Origin of the sequence: Streptomyces sp. BBFR51 (genome assembly GCF_044591655.1) — a bacterium.
Classification (GTDB): domain Bacteria; phylum Actinomycetota; class Actinomycetes; order Streptomycetales; family Streptomycetaceae; genus Streptomyces.
On the sequence record NZ_CP172448.1, the window covers coordinates 1,291,323 to 1,314,376 of the forward strand.

Below are 23,054 nucleotides of genomic sequence, written 5' to 3' on the forward strand. Positions count from 1 at the left end.
CGTCGAACGTTCAACTCTACGTTGAGTAGCGGAGGTGCACGATCAGCCAAGGCGATCGGCAGGGGCAGGGTGGTTCGCTTGTTCGGCAGGATCCGCGAGGCTTGGGGCAGATCCCGCGCCACTGGGCGCATGGAGGGGACTTCGGGTCGGGACCCGCGCTCGCACAACCTGTTCGAGGCCGCCGCCGCATACGTGTCGGCATGTGTGGACGATGATCAGGAACGGATCGACGAGGCGGCGGACCGGGTGTCGCCGGAGGCCTTGTCGTTCGGGGTGAACGAGTTGGCGTGCCGGGCCGTCATCCCGCTCGCGCGCGAACGGGACGAGTCCCCGCGGGACGTGGCCCGCGCACTCCTGGGGCTGCCCGCGGCCTGAGCGTCCCCCTGCCGGTTCCAAGTGGTCGATTCGCCCCCGTCCAGCCGGAAAGCTGCAGCTCGGGTGCGTCTGGGAGTCGTGACAAGGGCTTCCCGGGCGCACTAGGGTGCGCGCCATTGGACGAACCGATGGGGAGGCTGGGATGGCCGGGACGGATGAGGACACCGTCGCCGCCGCGGACGATGCGCTCTATGTGCTCACGGCGGTGCTGCTGACGCCGGCGAAGTTTCCGAGTGTGCTGGGCGACGACTACCCGGAGGCGTGCGCCGCGCTCGGTCTCCCACCGCTGGCCGACGGCTACGGCCTGGTACTCGGCCAGGACGGTGACGGCGCCCGGTGGACCGTCGTCATCGACGACGTCTCGCTGGTCGCCGTCGCCGTGGCGTCCTGGGACTGCGGTATGGAGTACGACCTGTCGCCGGACGAGCGTACGGTCGTCACCGCGCTGCCCGGCTGGCCTCTCGCGGTCGCCGTGGCGGCTCCCGGTGTGCCGGTGCCGCACGATCCCGGGCCCGAGGTCGCCGACCAGCCCGCGCTGTGCCCGCCGGACACCACTGTCTGGGGGCCCGCGCAGCGCCGTCTGGGGGCCGACGAGATCGCCCTGCAGTGGGCGCAGTGGCGGGAGCAGATCGACGACGCGGAGTTCCCGGTGCCGGACGGCGGCGCCGGCGTGCTGGACGGCGTCCCGGGCGACGACGGGGAGCGGGACGCCGGCACGGGCGAGGACGCGCAGGCCGACGCCTCGGACGACGCGGGTGCCCCGCAACAGGCAGGTGCCACGGAGCAGGCGGGTGCCACCGACGACCGGTCCGGCACGGGTGCCTCCGGGCACGGCGGTGTCCGGCGGGTGCTCGCGGAGGCCCGCGCCTACGTCGACACGCCACCGCCGCTCGGCCGGGTCCGGTCGTCGTTCGCGCCCGGGGACGCGCGGACGCTGCGCGCCGACGGTCCGGGCTGGTCACTCGTCGCCAGAACCGACGACATCGCGTTCATCCTGCTCGACGAGGAACCCGGTGAGGTTCTGCCGGTGGGGCGGGGACCGTCGCTGCCCGGGCTCCTGGAGGCCCTCGACAAGATGGCCGTGCGGCCGAGCTGACCAGGGGTACGGAAGGCGGACCCACCGCTGGGAGTCGGGGAGCCACGGTCCCCGACTGGCTTCAACCGCCATGACCTGGCCTCTGCGCATGTGGTTCCAGCCCATGGAAGTGGTCGTGGTGGGCGCGCACGATGGGGCAGCCCTCAGCTCCACTCCCCCGTCGCGCTCGGAGGCCCTGATGTGTCTGCCCCGTGGTGTCCCGTTTCTCGCCGCCGTTCTGACGGCCGTCGCGCTCACCGGACCGGCGCCCACCGCGGCGGCGGCCGACGGCGGCACGCACTGTCGCCGGTCGGAGCAGGTACGGGTGCCGGGCGCGGCTGTGCAACGCAGCGCCTGCCTGGCCGATCTGACAACCGCGGGCCTGGCGGGCACCCCGTACACCGACCCCGCCGACCAGGCCGGGCTGACGGCCGACGGGACCAAGACGCCGTCCGGGGTTCCCGGCACCCAGGTCGACGGGTACTTCCCGGACTCCTCCCACTTCAACGCCACGCACGGCTGGCGGCACGACGCGCAGTTCGTGATCCGTCTGCCGGACCACTGGAACGGCGGCCTCGTCGTGACGGGGGCGCCGGGCACCCGTAAGCAGTACGCCACGGACAAGGCGATCTCCGACCGCGTACTGGCGCAGGGGTACGCGTACGCCGCGACCGACAAGGGCAACAGCGGAACGGACTTCTACCGGGACGGCACCCGGCCCGGGGACGCGGTGGCCGAATGGAACGCACGGACCACCCAGCTCACCCGCGCCGCCCGGCGGGTCGCCGCCCAGCGCTACGGGCACGCGCCGCGTCGCACGTACATCGCCGGTATCTCCAACGGCGGCTATCTCACCCGCTGGCAGCTGGAGAACCACCCCGAGCTCTACGACGGCGGCGTGGACTGGGAGGGGGCGCTGTGGACCGCGGACGGTCCCAGCCTGCTCACCTCGTTGCCGGCGACGGTCGCCCGGACGGTGGGCGCGGCCGGGGACGAGGACCTGTACGCGGTGGGATTCGCACGCGGTTCGGAGTTTCTGTGGCCCTACCACGAGAAGGCCTACTGGGGCGTGACGCAGAAGATCTACCGGGCTGAGTTCGACCCGGCCTACGATCCCCGGTGCCCCGGACCCACCGCCGGGTCCTCACTCGAGGAGATCCTGGCGCCGTGCCCCTCCGACGCGGCGTACGACTACGCGGCACGCCCTGCCTCCGTCCACCGCGCGGTGGCGCGGGTGGCGCTGACCGGACGCATCGGGAAGCCGTTGATCACGCTGCACGGCGATCTGGACACCCTGCTGCCCAAGGCCGCCGACTCCGACGTGTACGCACAGATGATCGACGCGGTCGGGCGGGGCGGGCTGCACCGCTACTACACGATCCGGGGCGGAACCCACGTCGACGGACTGTACGACACCTATCCCGACAGGCTGCGGCCGATGCTTCCCTGCTTCCGGTCCGCGTTCGACGTTCTGACCGGGTGGGTGGAGCGGGGCACCCCACCGCCCGCGGACCACACGGTCGACGAGCCCGAGGGCGGCGACGTGCTCAACTCCTGCACCCTGGCCGAGCCGGTCACGACACGACGTTAGCCGTTCACCGGCTGCCCGGCAGCCGGCAGCCGATTGCCGGCAGCCGTCGGACGTCAGCCTTCAGCCGTCAGCGCCTCATCGGCCGATCTCCTTGCGCGAGACGCGGCGCAGCCTGCGCCGCTGGGAGGGATCCAGGGTGAGGTAAGCGGCGGCCGGGACTCCCAGAACTATCAGCAGGGCGGCCCACCAGGGCAGCCAGATCAGCAGGATGAGCCCGACCGCCACACCCCCTGCTGCGACCTTGGCGTTCTTCGACATGATGTCGCCTCCTTCGCGGCCACTGCCGCTCTCTGTCCTGAAAACGGGCCCGCGCTCCCGGCGGTTCCGTACCGCGACCCTGAGACCTCCCTGAGCCCGACCCTTACGTACCCCTGAGAGCTCGTCGGCGACTGAATCGGGAGAGGCACACTGAGGGAGTACCTCTCCCCTTTGCATAGTGGCCCATGCCACAGCCCGACCACACCCCGCAGCCCGAGGAATCGTGTACAGTCGGCCGCCGCATCCCGGCTAGTCAAATTTGAGGAATACGCCATCGTTGCGCAGACCGCTCTTCCCGCACCCTCCGAGACCGCCGCACTCGCCGACTGCTGCGCCGTCTTCCTGCCCGGTGATCCCGGCCGTACCGGCACGGTCGCGTTCTGGCGACCCGACGGCGCCGCGCCCGGGACCGTCCCCTCGGGGACCGAGGACAGCCTGACGGTAGTACTGCCCGACGGCGACGGAGACGGCGTGGAGCGGGTGAGCGTGCCAGCGGTGCTCCTGCCGGTGCGGGCGGCCCTGCCGGTTCTCACACGCGCGCGGGCCCGCGCGGACGGCCACCGGGCGTCGGTGTTCTGGGGGGCGGTCGCCGTCGAGGCCCTGCATCTCGTGGCGCGCGGGCGGTTGCTGCCCGGCCTGTCCGCGGCCGACCACGACGCCTGGCGTGCGGGTCCACTGGACGCGGAGGAGACCGAGCGGGTCCGCCATCTCGCCGCCGCCATGCCGCCCGAGGCGCACGCGGTCCCGGTCGACGGCACCGAGCCCCTGCTGCTGCCCGACCCGGAACGCCTGGTGCGTGCCTTCCTGGACGCCGTCGCCGACACACTGCCCCGCTCCCCCGCCGCCGAACTCGTGACGGTCGGCCCCGCCTACGCCTCGCGGGAGCCTCGGCGGTCGCCCGAGCTGCGCGAGTGGGCATCCGACGTCGCCGCGGGACACGACACGGGCGTACGGCTGTCCCTGCGCATCGAGGTGCGAGGGCTGTCGGCGGCGGCCTCCCCGCAGGCTCGGCCGGCGTTCCGGGCGGTGCCGCAGGTGCACAGTGTCAGCGATCCCGCACTCGTCGCGGACACCGCGGAGGTGTGGGCCGGCGAGGTCGGAGACGCGTTCGGCACGCGCGCGCGGATGGACGCCCTGCTCGCCCTGCGCAGGGCGGCACGCGCCTGGCCCGCGCTGGCGCCCCTGCTGTCGGCGGCCGTACCGGACGCCGTCGAACTCGCCGACGAAGAGATCGCCGAGCTCCTCGGAGCCGGCTCCCGGGCGCTGGCCGGCGCGGGAGTGGACGTGCACTGGCCGAGAGAGCTGGCCCGCGACCTGACCGCCCGTGCGGAGGTCGGACCGCCCGACGACGATCCGGACCCCCGCACGTCCTCGTCCGGGGCAGGCCCGTCGTTCCTGTCCGCCGACGCGCTGCTCGCCTTCAACTGGACGTTCGCCCTGGGCGGCAAGGGACTCACGCGCGAAGAGCTGGACGTGCTCGCCGAGGCGAACCGCCCCGTAGTACGCCTGCGGGACCAGTGGGTGCTCGTCGACCCCGAGGAGGCTCACCGCGCCCGCGCCCGGCAGGACCACAAGGTCACTCCGGTCGACGCGCTCGCCGCGGTCCTGACGGGCTCGACGGAGGTCGACGGACGCCGCCTGGAGGTGCGCCCCACGGGATGGCTGGCGGCCCTGCGGGAGCGCCTCACCGAACCCGAGGCTCAGGACGCCGTCGCGCAGCCGGCCGCCCTCGAGGCCACCCTGCGCGACTACCAGCGACGGGGCCTCAGCTGGCTGGCCCGCATGACGTCCCTGGGCCTGGGCTGCTGCCTCGCCGACGACATGGGGCTCGGGAAGACCATCACGCTGATCGCCCTGCATCTGCACCGGCAGACCGACGCGGACGCCGCCGGTCCCACTCTGGTGGTGTGTCCGACCTCCCTGATGGGCAACTGGCAGCGCGAGATCGAGCGGTTCGCGCCCGGCACGCCGGTGCGCCGCTTCCACGGCACCAGCCGCGACCTCGACGACCTCGTGGACGGCGAGTTCGTGCTGACCACCTACGGCACCATGCGTCTGGACACCGACCGGCTCTCCGCCGTGTCGTGGGGCATGGTTGTGGCGGACGAGGCCCAGCACGTGAAGAACCCGTACTCCGAGACCGCGCGGCAACTACGGGCCATCCGCGCACGCGCGCGCGTAGCGCTCACCGGCACCCCGGTGGAGAACAACCTCTCGGAGCTGTGGGCCATCCTCGACTGGGCCACCCCGGGACTGCTGGGCCGGCTCGGCACCTTTCGCCGGCACTACGCCCAGGCCGTCGAGGGCGGACAGGACCCGGCCGCGGCGGAGCGCCTGGCCCGGCTCGTACGGCCCTTCCTGCTGCGACGCCGGAAATCGGACCCGGGGATCGCACCCGAGCTGCCGCCGAAGACCGAGACCGACCACCCCGTGTCGCTGACCGCGGAACAGACCGGCCTGTACGAGGCGGTGGTGCGCGAGGCACTCGCGGAGATCGCCGGAGCCGGCAGCATGGCGCGTCGCGGCATGATCGTGAAACTGCTGACGAGCCTCAAACAGGTCTGCAACCACCCGGCGCAGTTCCTCAAGGAGGACCGGCCGAGGATCACCGGCCGCTCGGGGAAGCTGGAGCTGCTGGACGAACTGCTGGACACGATCCTAGCCGAGGATGCGAGCGTGCTGGTCTTCACGCAGTACGTGCAGATGGCCCGGCTCCTCGAGCAGCACCTGGCCGCCCGCGGCGTGCCGTCGCTGTTCCTGCACGGCGGTACGTCCGTCACCGCGCGGGAGTCGATGGTGCGGCGGTTCCAGGACGGCGAGGCCCCGGTCTTCCTGCTGTCGTTGAAGGCGGCGGGCACCGGACTGAACCTCACGCGCGCGGAGCACGTCGTGCACTACGACCGCTGGTGGAATCCGGCCGTCGAGGCGCAGGCCACCGACCGTGCCTACCGCATCGGCCAGACCCGCCCCGTGCAGGTGCACCGGCTGGTCGCCGAGGGGACCATCGAGGACCGCATCGCCGCCCTGCTGAACCGCAAGAGGGAACTCGCCGACGCCGTTCTGGGCACGGGCGAGGCGGCACTCACGGAACTGACGGACGCGGAACTGGCCGACCTGGTCGAGCTGCGAGGAGGAACGCGATGACCCGGTACGACGACGACACGGAACGGACGTTCGCCGCGCTGCCGCCCGCGCAGGGACGGGGCTTCGCCCAGACCTGGTGGGGTCGGGCCTGGCTGCAGGCCCTGGAGGACGCGGCGTTGGACAACGCTCAGGTGAAGACGGGCCGTCGGCTCGCGCGCGCGGGAGCGGTCGGCGCGGTGTCGGTACGGCCTGGGCGCATCACCGCGGTCGTCCAGGACCGGGACCGTACGGCGCATCGGGCCGATGTCCTGCTGGAGCAGTTGTCCGACGCGCAGTGGGATCGTTTCGTCGATATGGCGATCGAACGGTCCGGGCATGTCGCCGCACTGCTGGACCGCGACATGCCGCCGCATCTCGTGGAGGACGCCGCGAACGCCGGCATCGACCTGCTGCCGGGCATGGGCGACTTGGAACCGGAGTGCGACTGCGGCGCCTGGGACCACTGCGGTCACACCGCGGCGCTTTGTTACCAGGTAGCCAGGTTGCTGGACCAGGATCCCTTCGTTCTGCTGCTGATGCGGGGACGCGCCGAGGGCGCCGTACTCGACGCCCTCCAGACGTACGGCTCCGCACCCGCGGAAGAGGCCGCTTCCCGCCCGGAGGGTGTGGACGCCGCCGAGGCGTACGCCGCGGGACACCTGCTGCCTCCCCTGCCCGCGCCGCCCGGTCTCGGGCAGGGCCCGGGTGCACCGCCGTCCCTGGACACCGAGACGGCGCCCCCTCCCGGCGTCGACCCGTCCGCACTGGCCGTCCTTGCCTCCCAAACGGCGGCGGAGGCCCACCGTCTGCTCGCCGAGGCCCTGCGCAGCGGCCACGACCGGCGGGCCGCGGGCACCGAACCGACCGTGGCGCAGGACGCGGTGCGCCTGGCCGCGGAGGATGCCGGACCGGACGTACTGGACCGCCTCGCCAAGGGTTCGGGACGCACGAGGGAGGCACTGGACGCCGCCGTACGCGCGTGGGGGCTCGGCGGCGCGGCCGCTCTGTTGGTGCTCGAGGAGGAGTGGGCGGTGGAGGGCGACGCGCTCGCACGCGCGCGTGGGGCGCTGGAGTCGGCCTGGGAGGAGGACGAGCGGCCGTCGTTGCGGGCGCGGGCCAACCGGTGGAGCGTCGTGGGCGCACCGCACCAGCTCCGCCTGGACCGCGACGGGCGTTGGTGGCCGTACCGCAGGGAGCACGGCCGCTGGGTACCCGTGGGCGGCGCGACCCAGGACCCCGCGACGGCCCTGGCCTCGGCGGCGCTCGCCACGGGGGACGAGCTCTGACGCCCGACGCTGTTCTGCACCGACGGTAGGGATGTTGGGGGACGGGGTGAGTGCGGCGGAGTAGGCGGCGAGGCGGGGCGGGGCAGGCTCCGGGACGGAGACTGACGCCGGGGCAGGCGGACCCTCGCGGCATCTGCTCCCGGCGGCGGGAAAGGCCCCGCGAGCCGCCGGTTGCGGTGCGCTGACGACCGGTCGCCTCGCCCGTCCAGCACGATCGGTCGCCTCACCCGTCCAGCGCGAACGGGCGCCTCACCCGCCCGGCGCGAACGGGCGCGGCGGCTGACCGGCCCGGACGGGCTCCGGCCCCGTCCGCGAAGGAGGGGGCCGGAGCATTCACACGGGGGTCGACCGATCAGCGGGCGCCGAGGAGGTGGTCCATGGCGAGCTGGTCGAGGTGCTCGAACGCCATGCCGCGGGCGGCGGCCGCGTCCACGTCGAAGGTGTCGTAGGCGGTCGCGTCGGCCAGCAGGGCCGCGAGCCCGTCCTCGGCGGTCGGGCGGGCCAGCTCGTCCAGCCGGGCCGCCGCCAGGGCTTCCTGCACCTGCGGGTCGGCCCGGAAGGCGGCCGCCCGGTCCTTGAGGATCAGGTAGTTGCGCATGCAGCCGGCCGCCGACGCCCACACGCCGTCGAGGTCCTCGGTCCGCGGCGGCTTGAAGTCGAAGTGCCGCGGGCCCGCGTACCCGGCCCGCTCCAGCAGGTCGACGAGCCAGAACGCGGCCCGCAGGTCGCCCGCGCCGAACCGCAGGTCCTGGTCGTACTTGATGCCCGACTGGCCGTTGAGGTCGATGTGGAAGAGCTTGCCCGCCCACAGTGCCTGCGCGATCCCGTGCGGGAAGTTGAGACCGGCCATCTGCTCGTGGCCGACCTCCGGGTTCACGCCGTACAGCTCCGGCCGCTCGAGGCGCTCGATGAACGCCAGCGCGTGCCCCACCGTCGGGAGCAGGATGTCGCCGCGCGGCTCGTTCGGCTTGGGCTCGATCGCGAACTTCAGGTCGTAGCCCTGCTCGGTGACGTACTCGCCCAGCAGGTCGAAGGCCTCCTTCATCCGGTCCAGGGCGTCCCGCACGTCCTTGGCCGCGCCGGACTCCGCGCCCTCGCGGCCGCCCCAGGCCACGTAGACGCTCGCGCCCAGCTCGACCGCGAGATCGATGTTGCGGATCGTCTTGCGCAGCGCGTACCGGCGCACGTCGCGGTCGTTCGCCGTGAAGGCGCCGTCCTTGAACACCGGGTGCGTGAACAGGTTCGTCGTCGCCATCGGCACCTTCATGCCGGTCGCGTCCAGCGCCTGCCTGAACCGCTTGATGTGCGCCTCGCGCTCCGTGTCGCTCGATCCGAAGGGGATCAGGTCGTCGTCGTGGAACGTGACGCCGTGCGCGCCCAGCTCGGCCAGACGCCGCACCGACTCCGCCGGGTCCAGGGCCCGCCGGGTGGCATCACCGAACGGGTCACGGCCCTGCCAGCCGACCGTCCACAAACCGAACGTGAACCTGTCCTCGGGAGTGGGCTGGTAGTTCATTCCGCGGCTCCTCACTCGCTGCCGATCAATCGCTGCCGACTATTTCGTCATGGCGCTTTACAAATTAGTATGCACACACGGTCCTGGGAAGGGACAAGGTGTCCCCGAAGGAGATGAGTCCGGGTCCCAGGACCCGCGGAAGAGGGAGAAGCCCGATGTCAGCAGCCGAAGGTCCGCTCGTCGTCGGCGTGGACACGTCCACCCAGTCCACCAAGGCGCTGGTCGTCGACGCGGCCACGGGACGGGTCGTCGCGAGCGGCCAGGCCCCCCACACCGTCTCGTCCGGGGCCGGCCGCGAGAGCGATCCGCGCCAGTGGTGGGACGCGCTGGGTGAGGCCCTGAGTCAGTGCGGCGAGGCCGCCCGCGAGGCCGCCGCGGTGTCCGTCGGCGGGCAGCAGCACGGCCTCGTCACGCTGGACGCACACGGTGAGCCGGTGCGCCCCGCCCTGCTGTGGAACGACGTGCGCTCGGCCCCGCAGGCCCGGCGTCTGATCGATGAGCTGGGCGGCGCCAAGGCCTGGGCGGAGCGCACGGGCAGCGTGCCCAGTGCGTCCTTCACGGTCACCAAGTGGGCGTGGCTGGCCGAGCACGAGCCGGACGCGGTCCGCGCGGCGAAGGCCGTACGCCTCCCCCACGACTACCTCACCGAGCGCCTCACCGGCGAGGGCACCACCGACCGCGGCGACGCCTCCGGCACCGGGTGGTGGTCGTCCGGCACGGAGGCGTACGACGAGGAGACCCTCGCGCGCGTGGGGCTCGATCCCGCGTTGCTGCCCCGGGTGGTCCGGCCCGGCGAGGTGGCCGGGACCGTGCGCGACGGTCACGGCCTGCCGTTCTCCAAGGGCACCCTGGTCGCCGCCGGCACCGGCGACAACGCGGCCGCCGCGCTGGGACTCGGGCTGCGTCCCGGTGTTCCGGTGATGAGCCTCGGCACGTCGGGCACGGTGTACGCCGTGTCGCAGCACCGGTCCGCCGACCCGACCGGCACCGTGGCGGGGTTCGCCGACGCACGCGGCGACTGGCTGCCGCTGGCCTGCACTCTGAACTGCACGCTCGCCGTGGACCGCGTCGCGGCTCTGCTGGGTCTGGACCGGGACGCCGTCGAACCCGGCACGCAGGCCACGCTCCTGCCCTTCCTGGACGGGGAGCGCACGCCGAACCTCCCGCACTCCTCCGGGCTTCTGTACGGGCTGCGCCACGACACTACGGCCGGCCAACTGCTCCAGGCCGCGTACGACGGTGCGGTCCACTCGCTGCTGGGCGCGCTCGACCTGGTGCTCGACTCCGACGCCGACCCCGCCGCGCCGCTGCTGCTGATCGGCGGCGGCGCACGGGGGGCCGCCTGGCAGCAGACGGTACGGCGGCTGTCGGGACGTCCTGTCCAGATCCCCGAGGCGAGGGAGCTGGTCGCGCTCGGCGCCGCGGCGCAGGCGGCCGGCCTGCTGACCGGCGAGGACGCGGCCGCGGTCGCCCGGCGCTGGAACACGGCGGCCGGGCCGGTGCTCGACGCCGTGGAACGGGACGAGGCGACGCTGAACAGGATCACCGGGGTACTCTCCGACGCGGCACCGCTGCTGGAGCGGAACGCGGACTCCCGCTGAGGACGCGCTCGCACGGGCGGCGCCACCGACGGACACGGCACAGGAGGACCGCTTCCGCGGAGCGCCGCGCAGGGGGCGTGTCGGAGGCGACTACGCCCGACACGCCCCGCCGACGGAGGGAACGCGCATGGACCGCGACCAGTGGTCGCCCACCGCGCCCGTTCCGGAGTGTCCGCCCGGCCCCGCTTCGGCGGTGCCGCGGTCGACGGACCGGACCGAGCGACGACAGACCAAGGACTGACGGAGGCATGACCGCACCGCCGCACGAAGCCCACCCGGCCCGCCCCGGGCGCCCGCTGCCGGACACCCAGCAAGGCATGCGCCGCCGCAATCTCGCACGGGTGATGCACACCGTCAGCGCCGAGGGTCCGCTGTCCCGGGCCGCCGTGGCCTCACGGATCGGGCTGACGCGTGCGGCGGTGTCGACCCTCGTGGACGAACTCATCCGCTCGGGCCTGCTGGAGGAGCTGGGCCCCGAGCGTCCCGGCCGCGTGGGCCGGCCCGGCTCCGCGCTCGCCGTCAGCGCGCGGGGCCCGGCCGGCATCGGGGCGGAGGTCGGCGTCGACCATCTCGCGGTCTGCGCGGTCGACCTGCGCGGCCGGGTACGCGCGCGTGCCGTGCGGTACGGCAGCAATCGGGACCGCTCGCTGGAGCCGGTGATCGAACAGCTCACCGGCCTGGTGCGGCAGGTCGTCTCGGAGGCGGAGGCCGAAGGGCTGTGGCCGGCCGGTCTCGCGGTGGCGGTGCCCGGTCTCGTGGCACGGGACGGCCGGACCGTCGTGCGTGCCCCGAACCTGGACTGGCACGACGCGGACCTCGGCGCGCTGCTGCCCGCGGATCTGCCGCTGACCGTGGACAACGAGGCCAACTTCGGGGCGCTCGCCGAACTCTGGCTGGGTGACGGCACCCCCCGGGACTTCCTGCACGTCTCGGCCGAGATCGGTATCGGTGCGGCCGTCGTCTTCGACGGCCGGCTGCTGCGCGGTACCCGCGGGTTCGCCGGTGAGCTGGGTCATGTGCCGGTCCGTCCCGACGGGCCGGACTGTGCCTGCGGCGGGCGAGGGTGCCTGGAGCAGTACGCGGGCGAGAAGGCGGTGCTGCGCGCGGCGGGCGTGGAGCCCGGGGAAGATCGCGTCGGTCTGCTCGCCGGACGTGCCGCCGAGGGCGACGAGGACGTACGGCGTGCCCTGCGCCAGGCGGGCACGGCGCTCGGCATCGCGCTGACCGGCGCGGTCAACCTGCTGGATCCCGAGAGCGTGGTGCTGGGCGGCGCACTGGCCGGACTCGCACCCTGGCTGCTGCCGTCGCTGCGCGACGAACTGGCCCGGCGCACGGCCGGCCCCGCCTGCCCGGTAGCCGTGTCGGAGCTGGGCCCGCAGGGACCGCTGCTCGGAGCCGCCCACTCGGTGGTGCGGGCCGTCCTGGACGACCCGGCGGTGGTGGCGGAGCGGGCCTGACGCCCAGTCCGCCGCCGGCCGCGGCGTGAGCGCACACCCTCCCCCACCCCCGCGACGGCCGCGGTGGACTTGGGCGAATGCCCGTCCGGGGACGCTCCGAGGGCCCGGCCCCGCACACCCCCTTTCACTCGTTCGAGTGAGCGCGGTGTCCACAAGGCGGTGGCTGTCCACGGAACGGCGCGGCGCTCTTCTGCGCAACCCCCGCTCCCCGTACGGTGATTCACGCGGACGCACCTCGCACACAGGGCGGGCAGACGTCCGCGTCGGCGTTCTCCGCCTCAGCCGTGTCGAACAGCTGAGCGCCCACCCCCCACCGGGCCCCGGCCCCACCGACGAAAGGGCAATTCCCATGGAAAGGGAAAGGACAGCACCGGTTCCGACCAGGCGGCGGCTCCTGAAGGGCGCCGCGCTCGCCACCGTCCCGTACGCCCTGCTCTCCGGCACTCGGGCCGCCGCCGAGGCCCGCGCCGTCGACTACCCCTCCGCCGAGTGGCAGCCCGCCAGCGCGTCCAACTACAGCCGGTCGAGCCGCCCCACGGCCTACCCCGTCGACTACGTGGTCGTCCACGTCACGCAGGAGACGTACGCCGACACCCTCTCCATCTTCCGCGATCCCGAGCGGCAGGTGTCCGCGCACTACGTCGTCCGGTCCACCGACGGACACGTGGCGCAGTGTGTCCGTGAGACGGACATCGCCTGGCACGCGGGCAACTGGGACTACAACACCCGCAGCATCGGCATCGAACACGAGGGGTGGGTGGACCAGCCCGCCTACTTCACGGACGCGATGTACGAGCAGTCGGCCCGGCTCACCGCGGCGATCTGCACCAGCTACGGCATCCCCAAGGACCGCACGCACATCATCGCCCACCACGAGGTACCGGGCAGCGACCACACGGATCCGGGACCCTTCTGGGACTGGACCCGCTACATCAGACTGGTCAACTTCGCCTGACCCCTCCCCCCGACCCGCCCGGAACGCCACATTCGGGTGATCCGGCTGGTCGAAGTGGTTGTCCGCGCCCCTCCGCGGAGTGACGATGTCCCAAACCGCAACACCGCCCGGGGAGGCCGAGTTGACAGATGCATGGCTGGCTCTGGAACCGGGCACCGACCCCGTCGAGCGCGCGCGGACACTGCGTCGGGCGCACGCGACGTTCACCGAGGCGGGGACGGTGCCGCGGCCCGTGCGTGCCGTGGTGGCGGAGTCGTGGCGGCGCTCGGTCCGCGCCGGTGTCGGCCCGGACGGCACCGCGAGCGTCGAGCTGATGGACGCGGACCTCGGCGCCTACCGGGCCGAACACCCTCTGGCGCGGGTGATGCCGCTGGTCCGGGAGCTGCTGGGCACCTTCGCCGCCGACGGCGAGCATCTGCTCGCGGTGTGCGACGCGCACGGCAGGCTGCTGTGGGTCGAGGGCCATCCGGCCACCCGGCGCCGGGCGGGACGGATGAACTTCGTGCCCGGGGCCCGGTGGGCGGAGTCGGCGGTCGGGACGAACGCGCCGGGCACCGCGGTGGCGGTGGGCCGTGCGGTGCAGGTCTTCGCGGCCGAGCACTTCATACGTCGGGTCCAGCCCTGGACGTGCGCGGCCGCCCCGGTGCACGATCCCCGCACGGGACGCGTGCTCGGCGCCGTGGACATCACCGGCGGGGACGGTCTGGCGCATCCGCACAGTCTCGGGTTCGTCCAGGCGGTGGCGCGCGCCGCGGAGTCGCAACTGGCGCTGCTCACCCCTGAGCGACCCGGGACCGGGGCGGCCGAGCTGACCACGCTGGGCCGTGACGAGGCCCTGCTGAGCGTGGACGGTCGCGGAGTCCGGCTGAGCCGGCGGCACAGCGAGATCGTCGTGCTGCTGGCCCACCACCCGGAAGGCCTGACCGGCGACGCGTTGCTGTGCGCGCTGTACGAGGACGAGATGGTGCCGCCGGTGACACTGCGGGCGGAGCTGGCCCGGCTGCGCGGGATCCTGGGACCCGGCCGGCTGGCCTCACGGCCGTACCGGCTCACGATGCCCGTCGAGTGCGACGCCGTCGTCGTGGAGCGTCGGCTGCGGGCCGGGGCGGTCATGGCGGCCGCGACGGCGTACGGGGGTCCGCTGCTGCCCGGCTCCCAGGCGCCGGCGGTGGTGCGGCTCAGGCGCCGGCTCGCCGACGGTCTGCGTGCCGCTCTGATCGCCTGCGGCGATCCCGATCTGCTGGCCGACTGGGCACACGCGCCGTGGGGGGAGGACGATCTCGACGTCTGGCGCGCACTGGCGGCGGCCCGGCCCACGGCCTCGACCAGCTCCCGGCTCGCGGCGCTGGAGTCCGAGCTGACGGCACCGAACACGTGGTGACCGCGTGCCGCTGAGCCGCCCTCCGGGGGACCGGGCGGCGCCCGGCGCGCACGCAACGTCTCTGCAACGTCCCGCTTCCTAGCCTCGCGCGCAGAGCTGTCCAACGGCGGGCAGCGCTCGATGAGGGAGGCACACAGGATGACCCGTTACGCGGCGCCCGGCACCGAGGGCGCGATCGTCTCCTATCAGTCGCGCTACGACCACTTCATCGGCGGCGAGTACGTACCGCCGGCGCGCGGGCAGTACTTCGAGAACCCGTCCCCGGTGAACGGGCAGCCGTTCACGGAGATCGCGCGCGGCACGGCGGACGACGTGGAGCGGGCGCTCGACGCCGCGCACGAGGCGGCTCCGGGCTGGGGCCGTACTTCGGTGACCGAGCGTTCCGACATCCTGCTGAAGATCGCCGATCGCATGGAGGCGAACCTGGAACCCCTGGCGGTCGCCGAGAGCTGGGAGAACGGCAAGCCGGTACGCGAGACGCTGGCGGCCGACATCCCCCTCGCCATCGACCACTTCCGCTACTTCGCGGGTGCGCTCCGCGCCCAGGAGGGCTCGCTCGGCGAGGTCGACGACGACACCGTCGCGTACCACTTCCACGAGCCGCTGGGTGTCGTCGCGCAGATCATCCCGTGGAACTTCCCGATCCTGATGGCGACCTGGAAGCTCGCCCCCGCCCTCGCCGCCGGAAACGCGGTGGTCCTCAAGCCCGCGGAGCAGACCCCGGCCTCGATCCACTACTGGCTGAGCCTGGTGGCGGACCTGCTGCCGCCCGGAGTCCTGAACGTCGTCAACGGCTTCGGCGTGGAGGCGGGCAAGCCGCTCGCGTCGAGCCCGCGGGTGGCGAAGGTGGCGTTCACCGGGGAGACCACCACCGGGCGGCTGATCATGCAGTACGCCTCGGAGAACATCAAACCGGTCACGCTGGAGCTGGGCGGCAAGTCGCCGAACATCTTCTTCGACGACGTCTGGGCGCAGGACGACGACTTCCGCGACAAGGCCCTCGAGGGCTTCACGATGTTCGCGCTCAACCAGGGCGAGGTCTGCACCTGCCCGTCCCGGGCCCTCGTCCAGCGCGGCAGCTACGCCGAGTTCATGGAGGCCGCCGTCGCCCGCACCGAGCTGATCAAGCCGGGCCACCCCCTGGACACCGACACGATGATCGGCGCGCAGGCCTCCAACGACCAGCTGGAGAAGATCCTCTCCTACCTGGACATCGGCCGACAGGAGGGCGCCAAGGTACTCACCGGTGGTCAGCGCATCGAGCACGACGGCGAGTTGAAGGGCGGCTACTACGTCCAGCCGACGATCTTCGAGGGACACAACCGCATGCGGATCTTCCAGGAGGAGATCTTCGGCCCGGTGGTGTCGGTCACGCCCTTCGACGACTTCGACGACGCGATCAAGACCGCCAACGACACCCTGTACGGCCTCGGCGCCGGGGTGTGGACCCGCGACATGAACACCGCCTACCGCGCGGGCCGCGCGATCCAGGCGGGGCGCGTGTGGACGAACTGCTACCACGCCTACCCGGCACACGCCGCCTTCGGCGGCTACAAGCAGTCGGGCATCGGCCGGGAGAACCACAAGATGATGCTGGAGCACTACCAGCAGACGAAGAACCTTTTGGTTTCATACAGCCCGAGGAAACTTGGGTTCTTCTAGAGCCTCAAGCCGGCTGCCTGGAGGCGCCGTTATGCTCCGGGCAGCCCGACACCGGAGTCACTCCAGGTAAACAACATGCTGCCTCAAGTCGATGGTCGACCCGACAAGGACCGCCCCCGGACCAGTCACGGACCAGACTATCGAGTAATCGCCAAGACCTGTGGATCGGTTGATCTCACTTTCGTTCAGGTGCGTTGATCGAGACGAGTTCGGTTTCGAAGCCGTCGTCGTTCTCCAGGTGGGCGGCGCAGTACTGTCCGCCGCCGGCGTAGGGATGCCGTTCGGGGGACATCAGCTGCCAGCCGGGCTGGGCGGAGGCGGTCGTGATCTTCGCGGTGAGAGCCGACGACTGCTCGATGGCCGGGTAGGTCGGTCCGAACCGCCAGCCGCGTCCGCCTTCCCAGTTCTGGAACAGCGAATATCCCAGCACCTCCAGCAGCCGGCCGAGCGCGCGACGGAGGTCCGGCACCCACAGCTTGGAGTCGAGGACGTTGGCCGTTTTGTGGACCCAGCACGTCTGCTCGCGGGTTCGGGGAACACCTCGGCCAGGGCCTTCCAAGAAGCCCAGGGCGCCGTCGCCGACCGCGAGGACCGGGGTGCTTCGGCACGGACCCCGATAAGTACCAGGACGAGGGCTTTGGCCTCCTCCAGGCGGACGTTGAGATCGAGACGGAGATGTCCGGCCGCAGGACGGGCGCCGATATCGACCTCCACCATGGATTCCCAAACCGCGTTCCGGGCCGCTTCTTCCCGGTTCCGTGGCGCCATGACCGCGTTGCCTGCCCCGCAGTCTCGGCCCTTTCCCTCACAAGCCACCCCTCGACGGGGCCAGTTCCGCGGGCCGTCCTGATGCGGCGCCCGAAGTTGTGCACCACTGACAAAGCTCCTGGCACAAATGACAAGGTTCGAGACCAACGACGCCGCTAGGGTCCATGACCGAGGCCAGCGGAGGGAGAGCTGCGTGACGCTGCGCGTGGCGCCCTACAGGCTGCGTTCTGGGAGGGTACTGGTTCTGCTGACTTGCCAGGCGCTGAACCAGCCATCGATGAACCTTGCTCGTCAACCCGTCACGGAGCTGGTCGGGGTCTCACGCGGGGGACAACTCGACTTTTATCACAGAATGGAAGAAATCGCACATGAAGCCTTGGATACGAAAGTTCGTCGGCGTGATCGGTGCGACCGCCGCCGCTGTCACGATTCCGATGGTGGTCGCGCCGTCGGCGCACGCCGACAGTGCGTACCGTTGCAACTACCCCGAGGTTTGCTTCTACGCCGATCCGAACGTGCAGTCCTCGATCGTCGCTCGCTTCCAGGTGGTGACATCTTCCTGGCAGTACTTGAAGTACCCGAACACCGGCTACGCCGTCGTGAACACTCGCAACGACGATGTCGCGTACGTCCTGCAGAGTGACGGAAAGGTGTTGTGCGTGAAGCCGAACGGAAGCTTCGGCTCTGGGGAGAGAGTTGTAGCCGTTCGCATCGACTCACGATCCACCTGCTGAAGACGGTCACTCCTGGGCATTTCCGTACGAGAGTGGCCCGACTTCCCCGGACATAGGCCGGGGGAACAGGGCCACTCTCTCGTGACGGATTGTGTCGCTCAAGAGGTCCTGCGAAGGTTGAAGAGTAATTGTCAATCCCTGTGGATCAGTTGGTCTCAGGTTCCTTCGGGTGGACTGATCGCGACGAGTTCGGCCTCGAAGCCGTCGTCGTTTTCCAGGTAGGCGGCGTAGTGCTGTCCGCCGCCGGCGTAGGGATGCCGTTCGGGGAACATCAGGCGCCAGCCGTGCTGGCCGGCCTCGACGGCCGGCTTCTCGACAGCGGCGGCGTCCTCGATGTGGAACGCCAGTCCCGCCGGCGCGCCTGCCCACCGCCCTGCCGCGCCGCCTCACCGGCTGAGGTTCGGATGAGATGTGTGTGTGAACCGAACGGTGATGGACAGGCCGCCTTCGGGGGGTGCAGCGGTGGTGAGGGTGGCGTGGTGGGCCTGGGTGCCGGCGTTGACGACGGCGAGACCGAGACCGTAGCCCTCGCGGTGGCCGTTGCGATTGGGTGCCAGTTTCTCGAAGGGGTGAAAGAGTCGCTGGATCCGGTTGTCGGGGATGACCGGCCCGCTGTTGGTGACCGTAAGGGCAACCTGGGTGCCGGAGTTCTGGGTGGTGATCTCCACGTGCCCGTGTGGGTGGTTGTGGCGGATGGCGTTGTCGACGAGGTTGGCGACCAGGCGGTCGAGGGCGGCGGTCCCGTCCAGGACGACGTCGACGGCCATGCCCTCATGGCGCAGCCCGGTTCCGATGGAGCGGGCGAGGACCTCGAAGTCCTCGACGACGAGGACCCTCACCGCCCCTCACCGCCGGTTGTCGTGCGGGCGGGGCGGGCGAACCGGCCCCCGGGGTCGAGGTGGCATGCGTCAACGATGCCAGATCCCAGGTCTCAGCCGGGTCGCAGCGGCTGCGACCGGGCTGGAACCGGGCGCCGCGTACAACCGTTGGCATGAATCCATTTCGAACCGTGAGCTCGCCACGATGAGCGCCCCAGGGATCGTTGTCGCCGGACTGCGCAAGCGGTATGGCCGTCCTGGCACTCGACGGCATGTCCTTTGTCGTCCGTCCGGGTGTGGTGACCGGCTTCGTGGGACCGAACGGGGCCGGGAAGTCCACCACGATGCGGGTGATCCTGGGCCTGGACGCGGTCGATGAGGGCACCGCACTCATCGAGGGCCGGCCGTACCACAGCCTTCGGCATCCGCTGAACCATGTCGGTTCACTACTGGACGCCGCGGCGCTGCACCCCGGGCCGCAGCGGGCGTAACCACCTGCTGTGGCTGGCGCACGCGCAGGGCCTGGCCGCGCGGCGGGTGGACCAGGTGATCGAGCAGGTCGGCCTGACCCCGGCAGCCCGGCGCAAGGCCGGCGGTTACTCGCTCGGCATGCGGCAGCGGCTCGGGGTCGCCGGGGCTCTGTTGGGCGACCCACCGATCATCATGCTCGACGAGCCGTTCAACGGCATGGACCCCGACGGCATCATCTGGATGCGCAGATTCCTGCGGTCGTTGGCCGCTCAGGGCCGCGCCGTGCTGGTCTCCAGCCACCTGATGAGTGAGGTGCAGGAATCGGCCGATCATCTCGTCGTGGTCGGGCGCGGCAAGGCCGTCGCCGTCGCCGACATGGCCGACCTGATCGCGGCCGCCTCGCAGAATCGGGTGGCCCTGCGGACCACGGCCGGGACGGACGCGATGAGGGTGCTCGCGCACGCCGGCGCTTCGCGGTGACCGCAACGCTCACGCCGTCCCATTCCGGGCAGCAGGCCGGGCGGAACGGCCTTGCTCATGTAGTGCACGCGGAGTGGACCAAGTTCCGAACCGTCCGCGGCTGGGTGACCGGCGTGATGGCGGCGGCACTGATGATGGTGCTGTTCGCCCTGTTCGTCGGGGTCAGCGGCAACCGGAAGGGCTCACCACCCGTTCCGATCGGGGATCTTCGTACCCAGGGGGGCTGGGCCGATGGCGACTGGGCAGGCGATCAAGTGGGAGCCAAATCCCCCAGCTTCGCCGGCTACCCGGAGAACGCCTCGGGTTCGTTCAGGGGATCCGACGCCCGGTTCACGGTGACCGGTGCCGGCGACATAGCGCCTGCTGTCCGCGACAGCCTGCCGACCGGCGGCCACCTCCGGGGCCTCCTCGCCGGCACGTTCGCCGCGCTGACCGCAGTGATCGTCGTAGGGTCGCTGTTCATCACCGGTACTACCCGCCGGCGCCATGGGCCGGGTTCGCCGTCCTGGCCGGCTACGCGGTGGCGAGCCTGGCCGTGGCCGCCGTCCTTCTCAACAGGAGGGACGCATGAAACCGGCCCTGCACGCGGAATGGACGAAGATCCGGACCGTTCCCAGCCCGCTGTGGCTGCTGCTCGGTACCGTCGCGGCGACAGTGGCCCCGAGCGCCGGGGCCGCCTTGGTGGTGAGTTGCACGTCCACCGGCTGCGGCGGCGACATGACCAAGGTCAGCCTCATGGGTGTCTGTCTCGGCCAGGCGCTGGTCGCCGTCCTGGCCGTACTGGTCATCAGTGGCGAGTACCGCTCGGGCATGATCCGCACCACCCTAACGGCGGTGCCGCAGCGGGCCACCGTCCTCGCAGCCAAAGCCATTACGCTCACCGGCGTCGTGGCCGCCGCCGGAACCGTCGCTGTCTTCGGGTCGCTACTTGCCGGGTGCCGCATCCTGGCCGGCCCCGATGACCAGGCCCTGTCCCTGGCCGACGGGCCGACGTTGCGCGCGGTCGTCGGGGCGGTCCTCTACCTCGTTTTGATCCCTCTTTTCAGCCTCGGTATCGCGACCGCCGTGCACGACTCCGCCACCGGCATCGGGGTTGTCCTCGGCCTGCTCTACATCCTGCCCATCGTCTCCCAGACCATCAACGATCCGCACTGGCAGAGCCTGCTTCAGAAGATCGCGCCGATGAGCGCCGGGCTTGCCATCCAAGCCACCACTGATCTCTCTGGCCTTCCCATCAGCCCTTGGGCCGGCCTCGGCGTGACCGCCGGGTGGGCCGCCGCGGCGCTGTTGGTCGGCGGCCTGTTGCTGCGCATGCGCGACGCCTGAACGCCCTCTCCGGCCAGTCAACCGCTCGTCGCGCGCGCTGTACATCACCGGCACCGATCTGCTCGTCGACGGTGGGCAGTAGTCGGCAGAGATCGCTGGAGACCCACACGTCCCCCAACCGTCGAATCCGATGACGGCGAGAGCCTCCGGTTCCCGCAGGCCGATGTGCCGCAGAGCGGCGAGTGTCACGAGTGCGAGCATCGCCTGGCGCAGGGCTCTGCCGCTGAGGCTCTGCATCCATCCGGGTTGCTGGGAGTGCCAGGCCAGGGTGTGGCCGCGCACCTGCTTGCCGTTCTGCACCGCCTAGTTGTAGACGCGGTCGGCGGAGCTGAAGTTGAACTGGCCCCGCTGCGGTTCGGTGGCGTCGATCTTCATCTCGTTCTCGGCCGTCACCATGTTGAACTCGCGGCCCGCGATCGACGTGTACGTCGAGTCGCCCAGCCTGCCCGAGGCGATGGCGGTGCCGAAGTAGCGGCCGCTCTGCGCCGCCGCGGCGCCGAGGGTGCTCTCGGCGGCGTGGGCGGGCGGTGGCGCCACCAGTGCGGTGGCAGTACCGAGGACGCCGACGACCAGTGCCAGGAGCAGGCCGCGTGCCTTCAGGCGTATATCGGGTCTGTGAAGGGCGTAAGAGCCCATGACTCCCATGACTTTGCCTCCAAGGTGTTACCTTGTTCGACATGTCGAACTGTGGCCGGTTGCCCAGACAGGGATGTTCGAGGCATCGACGACGCAGCCCCAACTCCGGTGGTGACTACGGCCTCCTGTCCTACCGTCCAGGTCTGCTGACCCTCCAGCGCTGACGGCGTGACACGAGTCCGACCCCGACAGTGCCCAGACGCCGCCGTCAGCGCCCAGGCGCCGCCGTCGAGGCGCGTACCACCAGTTCGGTGGCGAGCTCGATGTGGTGGGACTCGACCTTCTCGCCGTTGGCGAGTCGAAGGGCGGTGCGCAGAGCGGCACCGCCCATCTCCCGCAGTGGCTGGCGCACGGTGGTGAGGGGAGGTGAGGCCATCTGGGCGAGGCTCGTGTCGTCGAAGCCGACCACGCTCAGGTCTTCCGGGATGCGCAGACCTCGGGTGCGGGCGGTCTCGATGACACCGACGGCGATCTCGTCGTTGCCTGCGAAGATCGCCGTCGGTGGCTCTTGCAGGCCCAACAGCGCCGCGGCTCCGAGCAACCCGGTCTCGTAGGTGAATTCTCCCGGCCGGACATAGGCCTCGGGCACCTGGGCTCCCGCCGCCTCCATGGCGGCGCGGTAGCCGTGCATACGTGCCTGGTTGCATACGGCCATGGTGGGTCCGCCGAGATAGGCGATGCGGCGGTGCCCCAGGGAGAGCAGGTGCTGGGTCGCGGCCAGGCCGCCGGCGAAGTTGGTGGCCCCGACGCTGTTGACCCGGCTGTCGGGCAGGTGCATCGGGTCCAGCACGACCAGCGGCAGCCCGGACCGGGCCAGTTCGTTCAGGTGTGCCGTGGTGTACACGCTGGTGACCGCGATGACGGCGCGACGCCCGGCCGAGACCAGGTCCCGGGCCCAGTGTGGGGCACGGGAGGCCTTGCTGATCACCACCGAAGCCCCCAACTCGGAGGCGGAGTCGATGATCCCTTCCAGGGTTTCGGCAACGTAGGACTTCAGTCCGCCCTTGAACTGCACCTCGATGGTCGGGCTTTCGACAGTCTCGGTGTGGCGGAACACAGGGGCGAGGTAGTCGTGCTGGTGCAGCAGTTCCTGCACCCGGGTGCGGGTCTGCGGCGCCACGTCACCGCGGCCGTTGACCACTTTGGACACGGTTGCGACCGAGACCCCGGCCGCTTGGGCGATGTCCGCCAAGGTGGTGCGCCTGGCGTTCGGTCGCATCGGTTCCTCCCACGTGTACGTCCACCGGTGTGGTGAGTCGCCGGTCGCGCCGGCAACGCGGGTGGAACCGGTCAACAGTACGGCAACCCGTCACCGGGCTTGTCCGGGTAGGCACCGACAAGGCCTTCAGCCCCACCTTTCGAAACATTTTCGGATCTTGCCCACGACCTCATGGGTGTCGATGAAGCCGGGCGCCACACCGTTGATCGCGTCCAGTGACCCGCTCGTGCACATACCTTGACAGGGCATCAGCTCGAAACCTAATTTGCACGCACAGAGCTCGGAGAAGGTTGTTTCGAAAATCTTTCACCATGACTCACGA

Annotated in this window: 17 protein-coding genes and 3 pseudogenes; 13 read left to right on the top strand and 7 right to left on the bottom strand. The window is 71.3% G+C overall.

Annotation, left to right across the window (positions count from 1 at the left end):
• Positions 1-78: 78 nt before the first annotated feature.
• The 3 genes from ACGH7X_RS05750 (at position 79) to ACGH7X_RS05760 (ending at position 3,041) form a co-directional block, all read left to right on the top strand.
• On the top strand, positions 79-375 hold the full coding sequence (locus ACGH7X_RS05750) for a hypothetical protein (RefSeq protein ID WP_399882272.1): 297 nt from the start codon (positions 79-81) through the stop codon (positions 373-375).
• 142 nt (positions 376-517) lie between these two features.
• Positions 518-1,471, top strand: coding sequence for a hypothetical protein (locus tag ACGH7X_RS05755; protein WP_399882274.1), 954 nt, complete (start codon positions 518-520; stop codon positions 1,469-1,471).
• A 178-nt stretch (positions 1,472-1,649) separates the two neighbouring features.
• The gene (locus tag ACGH7X_RS05760; protein ID WP_399896806.1) at positions 1,650-3,041 is read left to right on the top strand and encodes a tannase/feruloyl esterase family alpha/beta hydrolase; all 1,392 of its coding nucleotides are present in this window, start codon (positions 1,650-1,652) and stop codon (positions 3,039-3,041) included.
• Positions 3,042-3,116: 75 nt separating this feature from the next.
• Here ACGH7X_RS05760 and ACGH7X_RS05765 read toward each other — a convergent pair whose 3' ends face one another.
• Positions 3,117-3,299 carry a hypothetical protein gene (locus ACGH7X_RS05765; RefSeq protein WP_059297537.1) on the bottom strand — a complete coding sequence of 61 codons (183 nt, stop codon included), beginning with the start codon at positions 3,297-3,299 and terminating at the stop codon, positions 3,117-3,119.
• A 486-nt stretch (positions 3,300-3,785) separates the two neighbouring features.
• Between ACGH7X_RS05765 and ACGH7X_RS05770 the strand changes: the two genes are divergently transcribed.
• Together ACGH7X_RS05770 and ACGH7X_RS05775 are read left to right on the top strand one after the other, a co-directional pair.
• On the top strand, positions 3,786-6,443 hold the full coding sequence (locus ACGH7X_RS05770) for a DEAD/DEAH box helicase (protein ID WP_399882276.1): 2,658 nt from the start codon (positions 3,786-3,788) through the stop codon (positions 6,441-6,443).
• Positions 6,440-7,708 carry an SWF or SNF family helicase gene (locus tag ACGH7X_RS05775; RefSeq protein WP_399882278.1) on the top strand — a complete coding sequence of 423 codons (1,269 nt, stop codon included), beginning with the start codon at positions 6,440-6,442 and terminating at the stop codon, positions 7,706-7,708. The genes ACGH7X_RS05770 and ACGH7X_RS05775 overlap by 4 nt, the downstream gene beginning before the upstream one ends.
• A 352-nt stretch (positions 7,709-8,060) precedes the next feature.
• Here ACGH7X_RS05775 and xylA read toward each other — a convergent pair whose 3' ends face one another.
• Complete coding sequence (gene xylA, locus ACGH7X_RS05780) at positions 8,061-9,224, bottom strand: xylose isomerase (protein WP_399882280.1); 1,164 nt, start codon at positions 9,222-9,224, stop codon at positions 8,061-8,063.
• 155 nt (positions 9,225-9,379) lie between these two features.
• On the opposite strand from xylA, the gene xylB reads away from it, so the two are divergent.
• The 5 genes from xylB (at position 9,380) to ACGH7X_RS05805 (ending at position 16,280) form a co-directional block, all read left to right on the top strand.
• The gene (xylB, locus tag ACGH7X_RS05785; protein ID WP_399882282.1) at positions 9,380-10,825 is read left to right on the top strand and encodes a xylulokinase; all 1,446 of its coding nucleotides are present in this window, start codon (positions 9,380-9,382) and stop codon (positions 10,823-10,825) included.
• Between the two features lie 248 nt (positions 10,826-11,073).
• Positions 11,074-12,282, top strand: a complete 1,209-nt coding sequence (locus ACGH7X_RS05790) for an ROK family protein (protein WP_399882284.1) — start codon at positions 11,074-11,076, stop codon at positions 12,280-12,282.
• Positions 12,283-12,631: 349 nt separating this feature from the next.
• Positions 12,632-13,237 carry an N-acetylmuramoyl-L-alanine amidase gene (locus ACGH7X_RS05795; RefSeq protein ID WP_399882286.1) on the top strand — a complete coding sequence of 202 codons (606 nt, stop codon included), beginning with the start codon at positions 12,632-12,634 and terminating at the stop codon, positions 13,235-13,237.
• Between the two features lie 121 nt (positions 13,238-13,358).
• Positions 13,359-14,618: a GAF domain-containing protein gene (locus ACGH7X_RS05800; RefSeq protein ID WP_399882288.1), complete on the top strand. Its 1,260-nt coding sequence runs from the start codon at positions 13,359-13,361 to the stop codon at positions 14,616-14,618.
• A gap of 138 nt (positions 14,619-14,756) precedes the next feature.
• The gene (locus ACGH7X_RS05805; protein ID WP_399882290.1) at positions 14,757-16,280 is read left to right on the top strand and encodes an aldehyde dehydrogenase family protein; all 1,524 of its coding nucleotides are present in this window, start codon (positions 14,757-14,759) and stop codon (positions 16,278-16,280) included.
• Between the two features lie 175 nt (positions 16,281-16,455).
• On the opposite strand, the gene ACGH7X_RS05810 is transcribed toward ACGH7X_RS05805, so the two are convergent.
• Both ACGH7X_RS05810 and ACGH7X_RS05815 read right to left on the bottom strand, forming a co-directional pair.
• Complete coding sequence (locus tag ACGH7X_RS05810) at positions 16,456-16,749, bottom strand: glyoxalase (protein WP_399897758.1); 294 nt, start codon at positions 16,747-16,749, stop codon at positions 16,456-16,458.
• 12 nt (positions 16,750-16,761) lie between these two features.
• Positions 16,762-16,896, bottom strand: a pseudogene (locus ACGH7X_RS05815) (IS256 family transposase); the annotation flags it as partial.
• Positions 16,897-17,416: 520 nt separating this feature from the next.
• On the opposite strand from ACGH7X_RS05815, the gene ACGH7X_RS05820 reads away from it, so the two are divergent.
• Entirely contained in the window at positions 17,417-17,782 is a 366-nt protein-coding gene (locus ACGH7X_RS05820) for a hypothetical protein (protein WP_399882292.1), read from the top strand.
• Positions 17,783-18,168: 386 nt separating this feature from the next.
• On the opposite strand, the gene ACGH7X_RS05825 is transcribed toward ACGH7X_RS05820, so the two are convergent.
• Positions 18,169-18,621 carry a sensor histidine kinase gene (locus ACGH7X_RS05825; RefSeq protein ID WP_399882294.1) on the bottom strand — a complete coding sequence of 151 codons (453 nt, stop codon included), beginning with the start codon at positions 18,619-18,621 and terminating at the stop codon, positions 18,169-18,171.
• A 184-nt stretch (positions 18,622-18,805) separates the two neighbouring features.
• Here ACGH7X_RS05825 and ACGH7X_RS05830 point away from each other — a divergent pair.
• A pseudogene (locus ACGH7X_RS05830) lies at positions 18,806-19,545 on the top strand (ABC transporter ATP-binding protein); the annotation flags it as partial.
• Between the two features lie 573 nt (positions 19,546-20,118).
• Complete coding sequence (locus ACGH7X_RS05835; RefSeq protein WP_399882296.1) at positions 20,119-20,877, top strand: ABC transporter permease; 759 nt, start codon at positions 20,119-20,121, stop codon at positions 20,875-20,877.
• Positions 20,878-21,072: 195 nt separating this feature from the next.
• Here ACGH7X_RS05835 and ACGH7X_RS05840 read toward each other — a convergent pair.
• Positions 21,073-21,513 (bottom strand): annotated as a pseudogene (locus tag ACGH7X_RS05840) (endo-1,4-beta-xylanase); the annotation flags it as partial.
• A gap of 208 nt (positions 21,514-21,721) precedes the next feature.
• On the bottom strand, positions 21,722-22,732 hold the full coding sequence (locus ACGH7X_RS05845) for a LacI family DNA-binding transcriptional regulator (protein WP_399882298.1): 1,011 nt from the start codon (positions 22,730-22,732) through the stop codon (positions 21,722-21,724).
• Positions 22,733-23,054 lie beyond the last annotated feature (322 nt).

Bases quoted from the DNA above. Each gene is read 5' to 3' on its own strand.
- ACGH7X_RS05765 (WP_059297537.1), bottom strand. From the start codon at position 3,299: ATGTCGAAGAACGCCAAGGTCGCAGCAGGGGGTGTGGCGGTCGGGCTC.
- ACGH7X_RS05795 (WP_399882286.1), top strand. From the start codon at position 12,632: ATGGAAAGGGAAAGGACAGCACCGGTTCCGACCAGGCGGCGGCTCCTG.
- ACGH7X_RS05755 (WP_399882274.1), top strand. From the start codon at position 518: ATGGCCGGGACGGATGAGGACACCGTCGCCGCCGCGGACGATGCGCTC.
- ACGH7X_RS05805 (WP_399882290.1), top strand. From the start codon at position 14,757: ATGACCCGTTACGCGGCGCCCGGCACCGAGGGCGCGATCGTCTCCTAT.
- ACGH7X_RS05845 (WP_399882298.1), bottom strand. From the start codon at position 22,732: ATGCGACCGAACGCCAGGCGCACCACCTTGGCGGACATCGCCCAAGCG.
- ACGH7X_RS05820 (WP_399882292.1), top strand. From the start codon at position 17,417: ATGAAGCCTTGGATACGAAAGTTCGTCGGCGTGATCGGTGCGACCGCC.
- xylA (WP_399882280.1), bottom strand. From the start codon at position 9,224: ATGAACTACCAGCCCACTCCCGAGGACAGGTTCACGTTCGGTTTGTGG.
- xylB (WP_399882282.1), top strand. From the start codon at position 9,380: ATGTCAGCAGCCGAAGGTCCGCTCGTCGTCGGCGTGGACACGTCCACC.
- ACGH7X_RS05790 (WP_399882284.1), top strand. From the start codon at position 11,074: ATGACCGCACCGCCGCACGAAGCCCACCCGGCCCGCCCCGGGCGCCCG.
- ACGH7X_RS05760 (WP_399896806.1), top strand. From the start codon at position 1,650: ATGTGTCTGCCCCGTGGTGTCCCGTTTCTCGCCGCCGTTCTGACGGCC.
- ACGH7X_RS05835 (WP_399882296.1), top strand. From the start codon at position 20,119: ATGAAACCGGCCCTGCACGCGGAATGGACGAAGATCCGGACCGTTCCC.
- ACGH7X_RS05775 (WP_399882278.1), top strand. From the start codon at position 6,440: ATGACCCGGTACGACGACGACACGGAACGGACGTTCGCCGCGCTGCCG.